This is a genomic window from Palleniella muris (assembly GCF_004792655.1).
Classification (GTDB): domain Bacteria; phylum Bacteroidota; class Bacteroidia; order Bacteroidales; family Bacteroidaceae; genus Prevotella; species Prevotella muris_A.
On record NZ_SRZC01000009.1, the window covers coordinates 42,024 to 55,385 of the forward strand.

Annotated in this window: 10 protein-coding genes; 7 read left to right on the forward strand and 3 right to left on the reverse strand. The window is 50.1% G+C overall.

From position 1 onward, the window contains the following. Positions 1-18: 18 nt before the first annotated feature. Both E5358_RS06735 and E5358_RS06740 read right to left on the reverse strand, forming a co-directional pair. Entirely contained in the window at positions 19-1,131 is a 1,113-nt protein-coding gene (locus E5358_RS06735) for a glycosyltransferase family 4 protein (protein WP_135939466.1), read from the reverse strand. After that, positions 1,109-2,095, reverse strand: a complete 987-nt coding sequence (locus tag E5358_RS06740; RefSeq protein WP_135939467.1) for a phosphatase PAP2 family protein — start codon at positions 2,093-2,095, stop codon at positions 1,109-1,111. The genes E5358_RS06735 and E5358_RS06740 overlap by 23 nt, the downstream gene beginning before the upstream one ends. Positions 2,096-2,319: 224 nt before the next feature. Here E5358_RS06740 and rnr point away from each other — a divergent pair, with 224 nt between their 5' ends. The 7 genes from rnr to E5358_RS06775 all read left to right on the forward strand — a co-directional run bounded on the left by rnr (position 2,320) and on the right by E5358_RS06775 (position 11,820). After that, a complete protein-coding gene (gene rnr, locus E5358_RS06745; RefSeq protein ID WP_135939468.1) occupies positions 2,320-4,494 on the forward strand; it encodes a ribonuclease R in 2,175 nt (724 codons plus the stop codon). A gap of 599 nt (positions 4,495-5,093) precedes the next feature. Next, positions 5,094-5,453, forward strand: a complete 360-nt coding sequence (locus E5358_RS06750) for a hypothetical protein (protein WP_135939469.1) — start codon at positions 5,094-5,096, stop codon at positions 5,451-5,453. 135 nt (positions 5,454-5,588) lie between these two features. Then, the gene (locus tag E5358_RS06755; RefSeq protein ID WP_135939470.1) at positions 5,589-6,770 is read left to right on the forward strand and encodes a glycosyltransferase; all 1,182 of its coding nucleotides are present in this window, start codon (positions 5,589-5,591) and stop codon (positions 6,768-6,770) included. Then, positions 6,770-7,525 (forward strand): glycosyltransferase family 2 protein, encoded by a 756-nt coding sequence (locus tag E5358_RS06760; RefSeq protein WP_135939528.1) that lies wholly within the window; start codon positions 6,770-6,772, stop codon positions 7,523-7,525. Before E5358_RS06755 ends, E5358_RS06760 begins: the two co-directional genes overlap by 1 nt. Before the next feature lie 21 nt (positions 7,526-7,546). Further along, the gene (locus E5358_RS06765; protein ID WP_135939471.1) at positions 7,547-8,749 is read left to right on the forward strand and encodes a glycosyltransferase; all 1,203 of its coding nucleotides are present in this window, start codon (positions 7,547-7,549) and stop codon (positions 8,747-8,749) included. A 55-nt stretch (positions 8,750-8,804) separates the two neighbouring features. Further along, positions 8,805-9,668, forward strand: coding sequence for an O-fucosyltransferase family protein (locus E5358_RS06770; protein WP_135939472.1), 864 nt, complete (start codon positions 8,805-8,807; stop codon positions 9,666-9,668). 37 nt (positions 9,669-9,705) lie between these two features. Next, a complete protein-coding gene (locus tag E5358_RS06775) occupies positions 9,706-11,820 on the forward strand; it encodes a hypothetical protein (protein ID WP_135939473.1) in 2,115 nt (704 codons plus the stop codon). 312 nt (positions 11,821-12,132) lie between these two features. On the opposite strand, the gene E5358_RS06780 is transcribed toward E5358_RS06775, so the two are convergent. Continuing rightward, a complete protein-coding gene (locus E5358_RS06780) occupies positions 12,133-13,317 on the reverse strand; it encodes a vWA domain-containing protein (RefSeq protein ID WP_135939474.1) in 1,185 nt (394 codons plus the stop codon). Positions 13,318-13,362 lie beyond the last annotated feature (45 nt).

Here is a 13,362-nt window from a genome sequence, read left to right on the forward strand (position 1 = left end):
GCTTTAAGTGCAATTGGTTCACATGAGAAGCCTCTCATACATCCCCATCATTTGACATGTCAGACCGTCCGGATCGAAACTCTTGCGTGCATAATCCTCCAATTTTCCGCCCATCGACAGTCGCAAGTCTGTGTCTGAAAGCAGACGGTCGATGTGGTGCGCAACAATCTCCGGGCAGTCCTTGTCGTGCGGATTGACGAGGAAAGCGTCAGGACCTGCCGCCTCAGGGAGCGAGGAGACCGTCGTCGTTATCACCGGAGTGCGCTGCAAGGCAGCCTCAACGACAGGCAGACCGAAGCCTTCATAGAACGAAGGATAGGCGAAAACCACCGCCTGGCGGTAAAGAGCCTGAAGGAGACGGTTGTTGTGTATGTCCGTCGCTATCGTCACCCACTGTCTCAGACGGTGACTGTCGATGTACTCCTCCACCTTCTTCCTGTACTCCCTTCCATTGCCTACGACAAGGAGCAGAGGGCGGTTCCCGGCAGGAATAAGTTCCATAGCCTGCACCAACGCCAGCAGATTCTTGCGTGAATTGACAGAACCGACATAGAGAACGTATGGGCGCACACCTTCCGTCCCTGACGAAAGAGCATCGCCGAAATGTTCCTTTATTAATCTGACAGCCTCATCCTCCGCCATCGGAGTGTAGTAATAGTCCTGCACAGGCTGATAGATGACCTCTATACGCTCCTCGGGAACACCATAGAACCTCATTATGTCGCGCTTTGTGGACTCTGAAATAGCCACCACACGATCGGCTTTCCGGCATGAACGCCCGTACTTGAAGTCATAAATGTGGCGGTCTGCCCAATGGTACATGTCAGGGAACGTGAGCCATGCGATGTCGTGCATCGTGACCACGGACATCATTTCTTTTGCCCCTCCGCCACATCTCTTTGCGCGGAGAATGTCCATCGGCAGCTCGTTTGACAACCCATGGAACAGTTCACAGCCGTCATTTGCCGCCTTCCTGCCAAGGGAAAGCACCCTCGGGAGCGTCCCTTCATCATAGAGAAGGTAGTCATTCCCGGGGAAAAGTCTCTGCAACCCATTCACCAAAGTACGCGAATAGTTGCCCAGACCAGTATTGTTGTGATAATAACGCTTAGCGTCGAACCCTATTTTCATGGAAGAACAGCAGATAGAACATATAATAAAGCAGGAGTCCAGAGAACAGTCCTGCGATTGCATCGACAAGATAATGGGCGCGGATGTACACCGTCGCCATGCAGAGGAACACGAAGAACGGCAGGAAGACATACATCGGACGCCACTTTCCGCGCTTCCTGCAGAGCCTTGCCAGCAGGCATCCCACCACCGTCGATATGCCGATGTGGCTCGAAGGGAACGCCGCCGTGGCACGCTCGCCCTCATGAACGGCACCGCTCCTTACCAAAGAACGGCAGAAACCGTCCCAGCCCGTGGCGGGAAGCATCTCCCTCGACTGCAGGAAATAGTCTCCGACATCAGGGAAAACGCCTTGCTTCGCACTCTCCAAGCCTATGGCATTGAAATAGTACTGCGGTCCTGTGACCGGCACAAGGTCAAAGATTATGTAGTAGGCGAAGAACGAACCGAGAACCACCGACACCGCCTTGACAAAATCCTCGTAGCGGCAGATGAAGTACATCATTACCACCGCAAGGATAAGGTAGAAATAAGAGTAGTAGCCAAGGTATATCGGTTCGGAGAAAATCCCCCACGGCATTGCCTCGGAAAACACCAAAGAGGGCTGGCAACCGAACAGATTCTGCTCCATGGCGGCAAAGACATGGTCCATGTTCGGCAGTATGCGGTTAAACTCGTAAGTGTCTGTGTACCACCAAGGGAGCATCGCCATCTGCCCGACAACGCGCAAGAGCACTGTCAGCCGGCATGGCACAAGGCGGTAGACACCCCAGAGGAGTGCCATGATGATGAGCGTCTTCACACGCCCGAATATCATTTCTCCGGGATGAAGGAGGTGGGTATAGCAGAATATCAGCATCACTGTCGTGGCAAAGAGATAAGCCAGAACAACCCATTCGAATGCCATCAGGCCTTTGACGGGCTTCTTCTCCTTTGCCAGCAACGTACTGAAAAGTTTTTTCATTGCGCTTTTTCGGTTATCGGTTTTTGGGCTTGGGGCTTTGGGATTCTTCAGGTCAGTATTGTCAATAATGACAGTAGCGTCAATATGTCAGTGTTAATAATGTCCGATTGACCTCACAACCTCCAACCCACAACCTTGGGTTTGATTTATGAAAATTTAATGTATTTTGCTTGCAAAGGTACAAAATATTTCGTTACTTTGCAAAAACTTAAAACATAAAGACTATGGGAAAGGGCAAAAAAGGCGGTAAACGCATGACAAAGAAAGAGCTCACAGTAGTGCTCATGGACTTTTTCCGACAGGAACCAGGAAAAACTTTCTCGTTCAAGGAGATATTCAAGAGACTGAAACTCAACACTCATCCGCTGAAGATGCTTGCTATAGACATCATGGAGGAGATGGCGTGGGACGACTTCCTCACACGCATCACCGACTCCTCATACCGTCTGAACCAGCAGGGACAGACCATGGATGGCGTGTTCATACGCAAGCGCACAGGCAAGAACTCGTTCCAGCCTGACGGCACGGACCAGAAGCCTGTGTTCGTGGCGGAGCGCAATTCGATGTACGCACTTGACGGCGACCGTGTCCGGGTGACCATGATGGCGCGCCGTGACAAGCATATCCGTGAGGCTGTGGTGACGGAGATTCTGGAAAGAAAGAAGACCCAGTTTGTGGGCAAAGTGCAGATAGAGCACGACGTGGCGTATATCTCTCCTGACGGGGAGAACCTCTCACGCGACATCGTTGTGCCCAAACGCCTGCTCCACAAGGCACAGGAGAACGATGTGGTCATCGTCCGTGTCGTAGAATGGCCTACCGATGAGCGCAGCCGCATCATAGGCGAGGTTATCGCAAACCTTGGCACAAAGGGCGAGAACAACACCGAGATGCACGCCATTCTGGCGCAGTACGGTCTGCCTTACGAGTACCCTCGCGCCGTGGAGGATGCTGCCAACCAAATCAGTGAGGAGATTACCGCTGAGGATTATGCGGCACGTGAGGATTTCCGTGATACGTTCACCTGCACCATTGACCCTCATGACGCCAAGGACTTTGACGATGCCTTGTCGCTGAAAGTGCTCACAAAGGGCAGCGAGGAGGACGGAAAGGGCGCATTGTACGAGGTGGGTGTGCACATCGCCGACGTCTCTCATTATGTCAAGGAGGGCTCTGTCATCGACAAGGAGGCACAGGCTCGCGCGACAAGCATCTACCTTGTCGACCGCACAATCCCTATGCTGCCGGAGCGTCTCTGCAACTTCATCTGCTCACTCCGCCCCAATGAGGAGAAACTGGCGTACTCCGTCGTCTTCACCCTCGACAGCGAGGCGAGGATAAAGACCTGGAGACTGGTGCACACAGTGATAAAATCCGACCGCCGGTTCACCTACGAGGAGGCACAGGAGCGCATCGAGAAAAAGGAGGGGGACTGTCAGGAGGAGATAAACATCATGTGGAACCTCGCCCGACAGCTGCGCGACCGCCGCTTCGAGGAAGGCTCCGTGAAGTTCGACCGTGAGGAGATGCGCTTCGACATCGACAAGGACGGTGTGCCTGTGCGCTGCTATTTCAAGAAGTCAAAGGAGGCAAACAAACTCGTCGAGGAGTTCATGCTCCTCGCCAACCGTACCGTTGCGGAGAGCATAGGCAAGGTGAAGCGAGGACAGGCGGCCAAGACTCTGCCCTACCGCATCCACGATGAGCCTGACCCACAGAAGCTTGCGGAGCTGAAAGGCTTCGTCGCCAAACTGGGCTACAAGATGAAATCGACAAGCACCAAGGGGGCTTCGGCACGTGCCATGAACCAGCTTCTCGCCGACTGTGAGGGCAAGAAGAACCAGAAGGTCGTGGAGATGGTCGCGCTGCGTGCCATGATGAAGGCAAAATATTCTGTCCATAACATCGGGCATTACGGACTTGCCTTCGACTACTACACGCATTTCACATCGCCCATCCGCCGCTATCCGGACACCATGGTGCACCGCCTTCTCACGCGTTACCAGCAGGGTGCGAAGAACGCCAGCAAGGACAAGTACGAGGAACTGTGCAAGCATAGCAGCGAAATGGAGATGACGGCAGCCATGGCGGAGCGCGATTCCATAAAGTACAAGATGGTGGAATTCATGTCAAAGTTCATCGGCGAGGAGTTCGACGCCCACATCTCGGGAGTCGCTTCCTACGGCATCTACTGCGAGATTGACGAGAACCACTGCGAGGGCATGATCCCCATGCGCGACCTCGGTGAGGACTACTACGAGTTTGACGAGAAGAATTTCGCCCTCGTCGGCCGCCGTCACCACCACACCTACTCCCTCGGCGACCCTGTGCGCATAAAGGTGGCACGCGCCAACCTCGACAAGCGCCAGCTCGACTTCGTGCTTGCAGATGAGCAGTAGGGTGCATCCGGGATGGGTGTTCCACAGCGGAGGAGAGACGCATGCAGGGAGTCCGCCTCCGTTTCCGCTGACTCACAGAGACCGCAGGTGCTCAGACAGAGGGACAGAAAGAGTCACTGACTGACTCATGGAAAAGAGATGTGACATCTGCGCCGGAAAGCTCCCTGCAGAAACAGAAAGCTATACATCATCAGGCGGGGCGTGTCAGACAGCGACATGTCCCGCCTGCTCAGCATATGGCGACCTGGCAGGAAGATTCCGCAGAAAAGTATACGGAATAAGAAAACTCATGATGTTTTACCGCCACAAGAATCGCGTAAAACCAAAGAAGAACAGGAAAGCACAGAAATTCCGAAAATTTCCTGATTCTCGCAGCCGCCTGTTACTCAGCGGTTTACACCGAAACGGATTTTATTCTATATTATCTAAGCCTGTAAAAAGTTACGTTTAGCGCAGTAAAGTGTTACCTTTTGCCAGACAAAAGATAACAAAAAACGGTGCGAAAGATGGCTTTTTACAATAAAAAATGCCGCTTTTCATCGGTAAAAGAGTAAAAAAACGGCAATAACAGGCTGCAAAATGAGCCGGTTTTGCGTATTATGATAAATAGAGCATGGGAAAACTCCGGCTTTTTCAAGAATGAAGACAATGTCCATCCTGACAGCTACAGCAAACAGGAATCCTTGTTTTCCGTAGTTAAAAGATACTGTGCAGGCGATGTGATAAAAACAATTTTCTCACTTTTCCCGACACAGCCTGCTTTATACAAAAAAAAGACAAAATGGTATCCGAATCCACAATTTTGGCACGCAAATTACTGTTTTTTCACTAAAAAGCCATACACATTGATTTTTCAAGTACTTGATGGAAAAACAATTCATACTAAAAAAACGCAATTGTTGTTTTCAAGCAAGCAGTCCATGCAACTGTGCAAAGCCAAAGGAAGAGCAATATTTTGAAGAATATTCTTTGTTATATGGATAACTTTTACTATCTTTGCAAAATAACCATACAACCACATAACCATAAAATGACTGTCATACATAAAACCACGCCAGTGGTTACAATATAACCATAAAAACCTACAGCCCATAATGAAACACCTCTTCCTCATAAGCCGCTTCCTCGACGGAGGTATTGACACAGTGCTCATCGAATACCTTAACGGACTGTGCCGGTACACTCACCATGACATTACGCTTGCCATCGGCATGAAAATGAACGAGGCGGAGGTGTTCCTCCCACGCATATCGCCCAAGGTCAGGATAGAGTATCTTGTGGAGAACGACATGCTTACGGCATACAAGCGTGCCAAGCACCGCCGCCGCAAGAACGCCTTGCATGGGGCATTCGACGAAATACTGCTAAATCCGCTGCGGCGCTGCATCATGAGGAGAAAGATAAAGGAACTTGCAGGAAAGAACGATGTCGTAGTGGATTTTGACAGTTGTTTCAGCTCTTTCATGGATGCCGTGCCGGAAAAGGTCAGAAAAATAATGTGGTTTCATTTCTCACTCGCCGCCGAAGCATGCAGAGCACCGAAACGGATAAAGCGGCTAAAGAAGAAAATCCACCGCTATGACAAGGTCGTGCTCATTGCCGATGCAATGCTGGAAGAGGCAAGAAGGATGATGCCTGAACATCAGGAAAAGTTCTGCCGCATATACAACTGCCTGAACGAGGAAACTCTCATCCGGAAAGCAAGTGAAGCTCCTGACAGCGAAAAGGCAGAAAAGCCATTCTTCCTTGCCGTGGAAAGGCTTGAGGAGACGCAGAAAGACCTCACAACTCTCTTCAAGGCCTACGCGCACCTGAGGAGCACCGCCACGGACATTGATGTCCCGGCATTGTACATAATCGGTGAAGGGAAGAGCCGGCCCTATCTGGAAAGCCTCATCCACTCTCTCGGAATGGAAAGCCATATCCTGCTGCTGGGCTTCAAAGCCAACCCCTATCCATGGATGAAGGCTGCCGTGTCACTTATCCACAGCTCAAAGTTTGAAGGACTGCCCACTGTACTTGTCGAAGGACTGATGCTCGGCAAGGTCATCATCTCCACCAACTGCCCTACCGGACCGGCAGAGATTCTTGCCGGAGGAAGAGCAGGACTGCTGACACCTGTGGGCGATGTCCACGCCCTTTCCGATGCCATGTACTCCGTGCTGGCTGACAAGACATTATGCGACAGCCTCATTGAGGATGGGAGAATACACCGCCGGCGGTTCCTGCCGCAACAAAGCATCATGGAGTTTAACTGGATGATAGAAGCAGAATGATTATGGAAAAGCAGAAAATAAGCGTAGTCATCAATACATACAACGCCGCCATGCGCCTGCGTGAGGTGCTTGATGCCGTAAAGGACTTTGACGAAACACTCGTCTGTGACATGGAATCCACTGACGACACTCTTGCCATAGCCGCAGAATACGGATGCCGCACAGTGACCTTTCCACGCGGGAAACACAACATAGTCGAACCTGCACGTGAATTTGCAATCCACCAGGCACGCCACCCATGGGTGCTTGTCGTGGATGCCGACGAGATTGTCACGCCCGAACTCCGTGAGTATCTCTACTCTTTCACGCAAAGCGGCAACGCCGGACTGTTCATCCCCCGCAAGAATTTCTTCATGGGAAGATTCATGCGCTGCCTCTACCCTGACTATGTCCTGCGCTTCTTCCTTAAGGACAAGACCCGCTGGCCGGCGGTCATCCACTGCTCTCCGGAAGTGGAAGGCAAGGTGGAAAGGATTCCGAAGAGCCGCACAGAACTTGCCTTTGTGCATCTTGCCGATGAGTCGATAAGCACCCGTCTGCAAAAGACTGACCAGTACAGCACCAACGAACTGCCGAAGAAACGCCACAAGAACTACGGCACCGGAGCCCTCATCGGACGGCCTATACTGTTCTTCTTGAAGACTTACTGCATAAAAGGAGCCTGGCGTGACGGCAGAGCCGGCTTCATAAAGGCTTCGATGGAAGCACTCTACCAGTTTGTTGTAGTGGCAAAGCTGATAGAAGAAAAGAGATAAAGAAATGAAAAAAAAGCTGACATGAAGAAAAACATTCTCATTTGCTTGTCATGCAAGTTGGTCCCAACTTGCGGCGGGACAGAAAGAACCACACTGCTCTTAGCCAAGGAATTACATGAGAAACATGACTGCAACTGCTTCCTGCTTACCCTTGAAGAAGGTTCAGAGCATTTCGGCTGTTTCAAGAAACAATATGAAATATCTTACAGCAATCATACCCAGAATGACATTTATGACATAATAAGAGACATTCTTGCAGACAATCACATCGATGTTTGCATAATGCAATACACAATGTCTCTTCCTAAAATCATAAGCAACATACTGCGGAAGGAAAAACTTACCGTAAAGACTATATTCGCCCACCACATGCAGCCCGGGTGGGAACAGACTGTCTCATACCAGACTGTCTATACGAAATACAAGAACAGCCGCAGTGCATTCTCACGCATAAGGTACAGGTCGAAGCTGTGCCTGCTTCCTTTGTTCATATCACTTGATTTGAAAAGGACACGAAGACTGTACAGGAACATCATAAACAACTCTGACATAATAGTGCTTCTGTCCAAGGAATACATACCACTGTTCCAGAAGATAGCGAAGAAAAAGGCTGCACACAAATTCAGATTCATCCCGAATGCCTTGACTTTTAATGAATTCTTTGACATAAACCACTATGATGACAAGAAGAAAGAAGTAATAATTGTGTCACGGCTGGACGAAAGGCAGAAACGTATACTCATTGCGCTTGCTTTATGGAAGACAATAAAGGAATCACCCATCGCTGCGGAATGGACACTGAAAATAATAGGAGACGGGACAAAGGCTACTGACATTGACAAATACAGACAACATGTAGCATCAAACAGCATACCCGATGTGACATTCACAGGCCGCACAAATCCTCAGCCTTACTACGAGGAAGCATCCATCTTCATGATGACATCGAAAAGCGAAGGACTGCCCATGACACTCAATGAAGCTCATCAGATGGGTGTGGTTCCCGTGGTCTTTGACACGTTTGCAGCACTAAAAGACCAGGTGACGGACGGTTATGACGGCTTTGTCATAGAGGACAATGACAAAGAGTCGTTTGTCAGCATAATGCTGGAACTGATGTCTGACGGCAGAATGAGACTCGGCATGGCTGAAAACAGCATTGAATCATCAAAGAAATTCCAAATGGACCGCATCATCAACAGATGGACAGAACTGATAGACTAAGCATGTGGGCGGCAACCGACAAGAACATTAACCAAACATACACAATAGGAAAGCAATGCTGTTCGTAAGAGACAAAGGGCAGATGTGCAACAACATCTATCAATATATAAAAATGTACGCATGGGCAAGGAAGCACAATCTCAAAAGCATGAGCATGCGCTTCGCACATAAGTACAAAGGGTTTGCCATCTGCCATACACCTTACCATAACAAGACGGTTTACATTCTGGTAAAGGCACTGAAAATTCTGAAGCTGATTCCTGTCGTTAACTACGAGGACGAAAACACCACAGCGGAAGAGTGCGAACGGCGGCTGCTCTCCTCACGCAGCGCAATCGTCGAAGGGTGGAACGTCGGTTATAATGACCTTCTGCCGGAATACATGAACGAGATAAGGCAGCTCTTTGCCTTTGACGGCAACATAACGGCTGCCGCACGGCGCAACATGCTGCCGGCCGGCGACACTACAGTGAGCATCGGACTCCACATCCGGCGCGGCGATTACAAGTCGTTCATGGGCGGAAGGCATTACTTCACGGACAAGGACTTCATGGATTGCCTCGCTCTCCTGCTTGACAACTTCAAGGGAAAGCGGTGCAACATCTATCTGTGCACCAACGACAAGAAACTTGACAAGGAATTCTTTCTGCGCACCTTACGCAGCAAAGAGAAATGGAACAACTGCCACATCAGATTCCCTCATGGCAGCGGACAGGAAGACCTGTGCCTGCTTTCCGAGTGCGACTATATCCTCGGACCGGTCAGCAGTTACTCCCTCATTGCCACAATGTACGGGAAAGCACGCTGCCTCTGGATGAGCCACAAGCACAGGGCAGTGCTTCCTTTGTCACTTTTCCGTGATTTCCAAAGCCTTACTGAAATTTTCGACATCAGTTTCTTTTCTGACGAGCATCTGTAGCCATCCAGTTAAATACATAAAAAGCAAAACACCTGCCATGAAAAAGTTACTCTTCATTGCGTTCGTCACCTTCCTGCAATCAATAGCAATCAACGCTGCAGGACAGAAAATAGACCGCCATGCACTCGTTGACCGAAACAGTCCGCACATCACGGCTGCCGATTCGCTCAGCTCACTGTCGGTGGGCAACGGCGAGTTTGCCTTCACTGCCGACATAACCGGGCTGCAGTCGTTCCCCGAGTACTACAAGAACGGCGTGCCACTCGGCACGCAAAGCCAATGGGGCTGGCACAGTTTCCCTAACGTGAAAGGGTTCAAGCCGGAAGAGACACTCATGGAGTATGACTTCGGGCACGGACATAAGGAACTTTATGCCGGACAACCTAAGACACCGGGACGGCAGAAGGAGGCCTCCGACTGGTTCCGCGTCAATCCTCATCGTCTGCATCTGGGCATGATAGGCTTCGACTTCGACCGCAAAGACGGCATGAAGAACATCACTGCCGTAGACCAAAGGCTGGATTTATGGACGGGAACTCTTGACAGCAAATTCAAGTACAAAGGTACGGAGATTGAGGTGAAGACAGTCTGCCACCCACAGAAAGACATGGTCGCTGCGGAGATTGTGTCAAAGAAACGCACCGGAATATGCTTCCGTTTCCCTTATCCTACAGGGCAGCACTGTGACGATGCGTGCGACTGGAATGCCGACAGCAAACACTCTACACGTCTTATCACACAGGAAAATAACAAAGCTGTGCTGGAGAGGGTGCTGGACGGCACAACCTACTATGTCACAATCACTTGGCAAGGCAAAGCAAAGCTGACGCAAAAGGCTGAAAACTACTTTGTGCTCACGCCGAAAAGCGACAGATTTTCCTTCACTTGCTCCTTCGACAGGACTCTTCCGGCATCGGAAAACGTGTCCTTCCATGCCGCACATGAAGCTTCCTTGGCATATTGGAAAGCATTCTGGACTGACGGCGCGGCAGTGGATTTCTCCTCCTGCACCGACCCTCGGGCAAAGGAACTCGAACGCCGTGTGGTGCTGAGCCAGTACCTCCTCGCCATACAGTGTGCCGGAACAACTCCGCCACAGGAGACGGGCTTGACCTACAACTCATGGTTCGGCAAGTTCCACCTCGAGATGATATGGTGGCATCAGGCACAGTTCGCCCTCTGGAACCGCACGGAACTGCTTGACCGCACCCTCGGCTGGTACCGTTCGGCACTGCCTGTTGCAAGGGAAATCGCAAAGAGACAGGGCTTCAAGGGTGTGCGCTGGATGAAGATGACCGACCCGTCAGCCATAGAAGCGCCGTCAAAAGTAGGCAGCTTCCTCATCTGGCAGCAGCCGCACCTCATCTATCTTGCGGAACTCGTCTACCGTAATGCCACGGACAAAACCGCCATTCTGGAGAAATACGGTGACCTTATCGAGCAGACAGCGGAGTTCATGCACTCGTTCGCGACCCTCGATTCCGCCAACAACCGCTATATATTAAAAGGTGTAATCCCTGCACAAGAGACTTTGAAAGCCGCCGAGACCGTCAACCCTCCGTTTGAACTCTCCTACTGGCATCATGCCATGAAGGTGGCGCAGGCATGGCGCGAACGTCGCGGAATGGCACGCAGCGAGGCATGGGATGACCTCATCGACTGCCTCTCGCCTCTCGCTTACAACGACGACAAGCTCTATCTTGCAGCGGAGACAGCCACCGAGACTTACCGCGACATACGCTTCACCTCCGACCACATGGCGGTGCTTGGCGCAGTGGGCATACTGCCGATGAGCCGGCTTGTCAACGAGGACTACATGCGCAACACGCTCCACTGGATTTGGGACAACTGGAACTGGAACAAGACATGGGGCTGGGACTACCCGATGACGGCAATGAACGCCGCACGCCTCAACGAGCCTGAGAAGGCTGTCGGCGCGCTCCTCATGGACAAACGCACAAACACCTACCTCCCGAACGGCCACAACTACCAAGACCAACGCCTCCGCATCTACCTTCCGGGCAATGGCGGACTGCTGACTGCTGTTGCCATGATGTGTGCCGGCTGGGACGGCTGCACGACAGAGAACCCCGGATTCCCGAAAGACGGCAAATGGAACGTCCGTTGGGAGGGTCTGAATCCTATGCCATAAGTCCATGCACAGCATAAAGAAACAAACTCTTCTATTTCAGCAAAACTCAAATTAATCGACACACCATAATAAGAAATCTTCTTAATACGCATGAGAAAAACAAACATACTCATCCATATTAAGAATATTATACAAGTGCTTTTACCATATTATATAAAAACAAGAAAAAGAGCTGTATCACTACTAAAATTTGATACAGCTCTTATTCTTTTGTAGCTATCATACCATATAAAACAACAAATGGAGGTTATTTGCTGACTCTCTTTTATTATATGTACTGATAAGCCATCTTGCTTGAATGTAATTTAATTCTCACTCCTTAGAATTTGAGAAAACAAACTTAATGACTTTCTCGCCACGGACAAGCCCGTCTTTTGACAATACGGTAACCTTGATTTCATGTTCCAAGCCATCGCAGACAGACGCAAGGTTTGTACAGCGAATTACATAAGAGTTCTGCATGGCACCCGTAACAGGAAGGTTTTCCAATGTTATATTGGTGAAATACCGGTCTGCATACATAATAGAACCGCCGGTGTATTCCGACATAAGCCATGGCTGTTCGTTATAGAGGTACGTGTTGTCACACCACTCCTTTCTGTCACTGTAAACAGTGTGGACAGTGCCGTTGTTTGTCGTCCAATTATTGTTTTTAGGGTTCAAGTACTCCACTGACCATTTTTCTATGCCGTTAGGCTGGTTAGGCTCGTCAGTGAAATTGACAAAGATACGGTTAGAACCACCACGGAAAGCAAAATTGTCATTTGCGAAATGGAGGGCAACCATTCCACATTCGTTGTATGAACCATTTTCATACAATCTGCTGTTTTCCGCCTTTGCACGAAGCGTTTCAGCGTCTGCACCTCCATAATGACGAGTGCGGTCTGTGCCATAACGGTTGTCGGCGTTCATGTACTCACCAAGTTTCTCCGGCGTTGTCATGTTCAGCGCGCCATCAATGGCATGGTTCGAGTCACCGTATCCGACGCTTCCCACGCGCAAGTCAAGCCCACTCGCTTCAAGGACTTTCGACCAGGATATGATACTGTTGGCAACAGCATCTGCCTCTTCGGACATACTGCCCGAGTTGTCAACAAGGAACACTACATCGGCAAGCAGTGTACGGCTGTCCCCATCAGCGTTGTTATACACATCGATGCCCTTCGCGCTATTGTCAATAGTCACCCAAACATTCTGCTTTGCTGAATTTCCTGTACCATAAAGTTTCAGCCAATCAGAATGCTCTTCATCCCATACACCGGTCATGTTGATAGCCAAATAAGGATAACCGCTCTCTTCCTCTACTGTGACAGAGAAATTTGGCAATGTGACATTAGCATTACCGATTTCAGGCGCAGGAGTCGCCTCATTATCACTCGGTATCCCAAGCACATCATTGGCTGTGACAACATCATCATCGCTTGAACATGAGACAAACGACAAAGTTCCCATAGCCATCGCTGCACAAACGATACTACGATAATTGATTCTCTTCATTTTCTATGGATTTTAATTGTTTGTAAGTGAAATTGTTCTGACTAA

Excerpts from the sequence above, each read along its gene's own strand:
- E5358_RS06750 (WP_135939469.1), top strand. The coding sequence starts at position 5,094 with ATGATAAATAGAGCATGGGAAAACTCCGGCTTTTTCAAGAATGAAGAC.
- E5358_RS06735 (WP_135939466.1), bottom strand. The coding sequence starts at position 1,131 with ATGAAAATAGGGTTCGACGCTAAGCGTTATTATCACAACAATACTGGT.
- rnr (WP_135939468.1), top strand. The coding sequence starts at position 2,320 with ATGGGAAAGGGCAAAAAAGGCGGTAAACGCATGACAAAGAAAGAGCTC.
- E5358_RS06755 (WP_135939470.1), top strand. The coding sequence starts at position 5,589 with ATGAAACACCTCTTCCTCATAAGCCGCTTCCTCGACGGAGGTATTGAC.
- E5358_RS06770 (WP_135939472.1), top strand. The coding sequence starts at position 8,805 with ATGCTGTTCGTAAGAGACAAAGGGCAGATGTGCAACAACATCTATCAA.
- E5358_RS06780 (WP_135939474.1), bottom strand. The coding sequence starts at position 13,317 with ATGAAGAGAATCAATTATCGTAGTATCGTTTGTGCAGCGATGGCTATG.
- E5358_RS06775 (WP_135939473.1), top strand. The coding sequence starts at position 9,706 with ATGAAAAAGTTACTCTTCATTGCGTTCGTCACCTTCCTGCAATCAATA.
- E5358_RS06740 (WP_135939467.1), bottom strand. The coding sequence starts at position 2,095 with ATGAAAAAACTTTTCAGTACGTTGCTGGCAAAGGAGAAGAAGCCCGTC.
- E5358_RS06765 (WP_135939471.1), top strand. The coding sequence starts at position 7,547 with ATGAAGAAAAACATTCTCATTTGCTTGTCATGCAAGTTGGTCCCAACT.